Source organism: Bradyrhizobium genomosp. III, from assembly GCF_000261705.1.
In the GTDB taxonomy this organism is placed as follows: Bacteria; Pseudomonadota; Alphaproteobacteria; order Rhizobiales; family Xanthobacteraceae; genus Bradyrhizobium; species Bradyrhizobium ottawaense.
On the sequence record NZ_AJQF01000477.1, the window covers coordinates 1 to 5,695 of the forward strand.

5 protein-coding genes are annotated in these 5,695 nt (G+C 65.8%); all 5 read right to left on the bottom strand.

Going from position 1 to position 5,695, the window contains the following annotated elements; all coding sequences use genetic code 11:
* Positions 1-218: 218 nt before the first annotated feature.
* The gene (locus IC66_RS0137665; protein WP_038951025.1) at positions 219-1,523 is read right to left on the bottom strand and encodes a TRAP transporter large permease; all 1,305 of its coding nucleotides are present in this window, start codon (positions 1,521-1,523) and stop codon (positions 219-221) included.
* A 31-nt stretch (positions 1,524-1,554) separates the two neighbouring features.
* Entirely contained in the window at positions 1,555-2,148 is a 594-nt protein-coding gene (locus tag IC66_RS0137670) for a TRAP transporter small permease subunit (RefSeq protein WP_038951026.1), read from the bottom strand.
* Between the two features lie 7 nt (positions 2,149-2,155).
* Positions 2,156-3,154, bottom strand: a complete 999-nt coding sequence (locus tag IC66_RS0137675) for a TRAP transporter substrate-binding protein (protein WP_028140346.1) — start codon at positions 3,152-3,154, stop codon at positions 2,156-2,158.
* 33 nt (positions 3,155-3,187) lie between these two features.
* Complete coding sequence (locus IC66_RS0137680) at positions 3,188-4,846, bottom strand: hydantoinase B/oxoprolinase family protein (protein ID WP_038951027.1); 1,659 nt, start codon at positions 4,844-4,846, stop codon at positions 3,188-3,190.
* 2 nt (positions 4,847-4,848) lie between these two features.
* Positions 4,849-5,695: hydantoinase/oxoprolinase family protein (locus IC66_RS0137685; protein ID WP_038951028.1), on the bottom strand; the 847-nt coding region annotated here is incomplete at its 5' end.

Sequence of the window (5,695 nt, forward strand, 5' to 3'; positions counted from 1 at the left end):
ACGATCGCGAAACGCCCCTTGTGGCGGGCGGGATGTCACGGCTTGTACGGCAAAACCGAACTTCTGTAAATTCGAATATTTTCGCGCACGGCTATCGACCCAGCGCTGGCGTGTTTTGCCCGTCAGGCAACACAACGGATGGTAGGTGGGCAGGCCTGCGATCCCCGCCGCACCGCAACGCCATCCCGCTGACGGATGCGGCACCGCCCTCGACCAATCTACCCGTACAGCACCCGCGGCAGAATCGTGACGATGCCGGGCCACAGCGTCAGCAGCAGCACGAAGCCGATCATGATGACGAGATACGGCAGCGTCACGCGCGCGATGTAGCCGAGACCATCTTCCGTCAGGCCCTGGATCACGAACAGGTTGAAGCCGACGGGCGGGGTGATCTGCGCCATCTCGACCGCGAGCACGAGGAAGATGCCGAACCAGATCTCGTCGAATCCGGCGCCTTTCACGATCGGCAGCACGATCGGCAAGGTCATCACGATCATCGAGAAGCCGTCGAGGAAGCAGCCGAGGATCAGGTAGAAGACGACCAGCACCACGATCAGCATGAACGGCGACAGGCCGAGGCCCTTGACGAAGGCGGCAACCGCCTGAGGGATGCCGAGGAAGGCCGCGGCATTGCCGAGGATCGAGGCGCCGAGCACGATCAGTGCGATCATCGAGCAGGTCACGACCGAGCCGATCAACACGTCGCGCATCACCTGCTGCGACATCGAGCCCTGCGCCCAGGCGACCAGCGCCGCGCCCAGCACGCCGACGGCGGCGGCCTCCGACGGGGTCGCAAGCCCGCCATACATCGAACCGAGCACGCAAGCGATCAAGAACAGCGCCGGCGCAAGGTCCTTCAGCGCGGCAAAACGCTCGCCCCAGGGCACCTGCGAGAGCTTTGCTTCCGTCTCCGGCACCATCGATGGCTTGAGCGTGGTGTGCAGCATCACCCAGCCCATGAAGGTTGCGGCGAGCAGAAGTCCGGGCAGCACGCCGGCCGTGAACAGTTTCAGGATCGAGACGTCGCCGAGCACGCCGTAGATGATCATGATGTTGGACGGCGGGATCAGGAAGCCGAGCGTGCCGGCACCGGCGAGCGAACCGATCGCGATGTCGCGCGAATAGCCGCGGCGCAAGAGCTCGTTGAGCGACATGCGGCCGATCACCTGCGTGGTCGCGGCCGACGAGCCCGAGATCGCCGCGAAGATGGTGCAGCCGATCACGTTGACATGCAGCAATCGGCCGGGCAGCAACCCCGCCCAGGGCGCCAGCCCCTGAAACAGCGAGCGCGACAGGCGGGTGCGGAACAGCAGCTCGCCCATCAGGATGAACAGCGGCAGCGCCAGCAGCTCCTGCGTGGTCAGGATGTTCCAGGCGTATTGCGGCAACAGCTTGTCCAGCGGGATCGAGCGGAACATCGCGAGCAGCAATGTCGCTGTCAGCGCGAGCGTGAGGCCGATCCACACGCCGCAGGCCAGCAGCGCAAACAGGATCGCGAAGAGGGCGACGACTTCGATGGTCATGCGATCTGGAATCCGGGAGCGAGCAAAGCTGTCATTCGACGGGCGAGGCCTTCATGCGGTGATCCTCCAGCGGCAGGCCGAGCACGGCCTGGATCGCGCGTGCCAGGAATTGCAGCGTGAGCAGCAGCATGCCGAAGGTGACGACGGCTTCCGGAAACCACAGCGGCGTGTCGCTCGAGGTCGAGACCTGGCCGCGCACATAGGCGCCGAAAGCGAACTTCGCCATGGCCGAGGTCAGGAACGCCATGAAGGCAAAACCGGCCGCGGCGGACAGGATCTCCAGCGCGCGTTGCAACGGCGCCGGCGCGTTCTTGAGCAGTAGCACGACACGGATGTGGCCGCCGACGCGCAAGGTCATGGCGGCGCCGAAGGTGAACGACGCCGCCATCAGATAGGATGAGTATTCCCAGGCAATCGAGATCGTCGGCGGGAAGAACGACAGGAAATTCGAGAGGAAGCGCGTTGCGACCTCGCACAGCATCAGCAGTGTCAGCGTCAACAGGCAGCCGCCGCCGATCCAGCCGTCGAGCCGGCCGAGACGGTCGATGCCGTCGAGCAGAATGCGCAGCGGCGCCGGCGCCGCGGCGTTGAGACTTTGTGAAGCCGCGGGCGAAACGCTGACCATATCGGCCTCAGCGCTTCATTTCGGCGAGATAGGCCCGCACCGGCTTATCGGCCGCCGGCACGCGCTTGAGGAAGGCGTCGAGCTGCGGCGCGGTCTTGGCCCGGATATCCGTCATCATCGCGCCCGAGACCGGCACCACCTCCATGCCGCCCTCCTTCAGGCGGTTGAGGCTGTCGGCATCGGCCTTGAGCGAGTTCGCCCAGAACCCCGGCTCCATCTTCGCGGCGATGCCGGCGACCATCTGCTGTTGGTCGGCGCTCAGCGCCTTCCAGGAATCGAGATTGACGGTGAGCATCTGCGAGGACCAGACGTGATTGGTCGGGTAGACGTATTTCAGGAATTCCCAGAACTTGCCGTCGACGCCCGAGACCGCCGAGGTCGAGACGCCCGCGACGGCGCCCGAGGCGAGCGCGGGGATGGTCTCGCCCCAGGGGATCATCACCGGCGCCATGCCGACCACGGCCAGCATGTCGACGGCGTTCTTGTCGGGCACGCGGATCTTGATGTTCTTCAATCCGTCGACATCGGCGACCTTGACCTTGAGATGCAGATACTGCGTCGGCCACGGCACGATGTAGAGGATCTTCTGGTTGTTGCGTGCGGCGACTTTCTCGTATTCGGGCCGCACATATTTGTGCAGCACCTTCAGTTCGTCCATCGAGCTGCAGAGGAAGGGAATGCTCTCGACGCCCATGAAGGGCTCGTCGCCGACCTGCTGGATGTTGAGGACGTCGGCAAGCGGCACCAGGCCGTCGCGCACGGCGCGCAGATGTTCGGGTCCCTTGAAGCCGAGTTGGCCACCGGCCTTCACGGTAATCGCGACCGAGCCGCCGCTCTGCTTCTTCACTTCTTCCGCGAAGGCCATCGCGTTCTGGGTGTGGAAATTGCCGTCGGGCCAGACCGTCGACATGTCCCAGCTCGCCGTCGCCGCCCGGGCGCGGGTCGAGATGTGGCCGGCGGCGAGCAGCGTCGCTGCGCCCGTGGTGAAGTTCCGTCGCGTGATCATTGCTCCCCTCCGTTTACCAAGCGCACTGACGTGTCAGCGCGGGTACCCATAGACTGCAGCCGCATTGTCGGCGGACACGAGCCCGCTTTCGATGTCGTCCCTGACCGCCGCGCGATCGCGCGTCGTGGGAGCGCCGATGCCGGCGCCGCCCGGCGTCAGCACAACAAGCCGGTCGTCCGGCGGCACCTGCTGAAAGCCTTTTCCACGCAGCTTCTTGCCTGACTTGAGGCCGACATAGCCGGCCTCGCCGTTCTTGCCGCCATCGCGCCCGCGCGGCGGATGATCGATGCGGTCGAACGCCGCCAAGATGTCGAACGGCGCATCGACGCCGCTGCCGACCTCGATGATCTGGCCGAGGCCGCCGCGGGTGCGCCCTGCCCCGCCGGAATCCGGACGCAGCTCCTTGCGCCAGAAGATCAGCGGCGTCTGCGTCTCCGCGATCTCGACCGGCGTGCCGCGCACGCCGCTGGGATAGGCGGTGGCCGACAGCCCATCCTTGCCGAAGCGCGCACCGGTGCCGCCATTGGAGGTCACCGCCATCGAGAATCCGTAATTGCCGCCGACGCCGGAGCGGGTCTGGCCGCGGACGTTGAGATTCCACAGGCACGAGGTGCCTTCGGCCGGAACGCGCTCGGGAATGATCTGGCGCAGGCAGCCGAACACCACGTCGGGCAGCATCTGGCCGATGATATGGCGCGAGGCGACCGGCGCGGGCTTGGGCGCATTCAGGATCGCGCCTGCGGGTGCCGACACCGTCAGCGGCGACAGCGAGCCGGCATTGTTCGGGATCTGCGACGCCACGACACAGCCGAGGCCGAACACGGTGTAGGCGGTGGTGTAGGACAAGGGCACGTTGATGCCGAACTTCGAGGCCGCGGAGGTGCCGTCGAAATCGACATGGATGCCCGCATCCGAGATCGTCAGCGTCGCAGCCAGCGTGACCGGGGCATCATAACCGTCGACCACCATGGTGTTGCGCCAGCTGCCTTTCGGCAGCTTGGCGATCTCGGCCAGGACCGCCTCGCGTGAGCGGTCGCAGATGTAATCGCCGAGCCCGTCGAGCGTATCGATGCCGAACTCAGTCATCATCTCGACCAAGCGCTCGCAGCCGACGTCGTTGCAGCCGGCGAGCGAATAGGTGTCGCCTTCGGTATCGATCGGCAGCCGCGTGTTGGTGCGGATCATCGCCATCAGCGTCTCGTTGACGACGCCCTGGTCGATCAGCTTCAGCATGGGGATGTAGAGCCCCTCCATGAACACGTCGGTGGCGTCAGGCCCGAAGCCGATGCCGCCGATGTCCATCAGGTGGCTGGTGCAGGAGAACAGCGCGACCGGTTTGCCGTCCTTGAAGCAGGGCGTGGTGACGACGAAGTCGTTGAGATGACCGGTGCCCATCCAGGGATCGTTGGTGATGTAGGCATCACCCTCCTTCATCGTCTCGATCGGGAAGTGGTTGATGAAGTGCTTGACCGATTCCGCCATCGAGTTGACGTGACCGGGCGTGCCGGTCACCGCCTGCGCCAGCATCCGCCCCTTGAGGTCGAACACGCCGGCCGAGAGGTCGCCGCATTCGCGCACGATCGGGCTGAAGGCGGTGCGGAGCAGCACCTGGGCCTGCTCCTCGACCACGGCGATCAGCCGGTGCCACATGATCTGAAGGTCGATCAGGCTCGCGCCATTTGCCTTGCTCATGATCAGGCCGCCTTCCGTTCCATGACGATGCTGCCGGCACCGTCGATATGGGCGTCAAAACTGGTGGAGACGAAGGTAGAGGTCTCGTCCTCCGCGATCACGGCCGGGCCTGCGATGGTCGCGCCCGGCACCATGTCCTCGCGGTGATAGAGCGGGATCTCGATCACCTCGCCGGCGCGGCCGTCGAAGAATTTGCGGCTGCCGACAGCCTTGCCGGCAGGCTTGCGCGTGACGGCGGCGACAGCAGATGGATTGCGCGCCTCCGTCGTAGCGAGCACCGACCAGCTCAACACCTCGATCGCGGCGCCCGGGATCGGCCGCTCGAACATCGCGGAATAGTCCGCCTCGAACTTCTGGCGCAGGCCGGCGAGATCGGCCCCCGTCAGCCGCCGGTTCGGCAGCTCGACCGAGATCTCATGGCCCTGGCCGACATAGCGCATGAAGGCGGCGCGTCGTTCGCGCACCGGCGCACCGGCAGCACCAGGCTCGACCAGCGCGCGCGCCTCGGTCACCATCTCCTGCAGGAGATCCGACACCGCTTCGGTGTCGAAATCATCGAGCCGGACATGTCGACTGCGCACCAGCTCATAGGCGATCGGTGCCGCAAGGAAACCGACGGCCGAGCCGACACCGGCATTCGACGGCACGATCACGCGGGAGACGCCGATCTTCTCGGCGACGCGCGCCGCATGCAACGGCGCCGCGCCGCCAAAGGCGATCAGCGTGTGCTGGCCGACGATCTCGCCGCGCTCGACCGCATGGACACGCGCCGCACTCGCCATGTTCTCGCAGACGACCTCGTGCACGGCATAGGCAGCAGTCTCTGCCGACAGGCCGAGCGGCTCGCCG

Excerpts from the sequence above, each read along its gene's own strand:
- IC66_RS0137665 (WP_038951025.1), bottom strand. The coding sequence starts at position 1,523 with ATGACCATCGAAGTCGTCGCCCTCTTCGCGATCCTGTTTGCGCTGCTG.
- IC66_RS0137670 (WP_038951026.1), bottom strand. The coding sequence starts at position 2,148 with ATGGTCAGCGTTTCGCCCGCGGCTTCACAAAGTCTCAACGCCGCGGCG.
- IC66_RS0137675 (WP_028140346.1), bottom strand. The coding sequence starts at position 3,154 with ATGATCACGCGACGGAACTTCACCACGGGCGCAGCGACGCTGCTCGCC.
- IC66_RS0137680 (WP_038951027.1), bottom strand. The coding sequence starts at position 4,846 with ATGAGCAAGGCAAATGGCGCGAGCCTGATCGACCTTCAGATCATGTGG.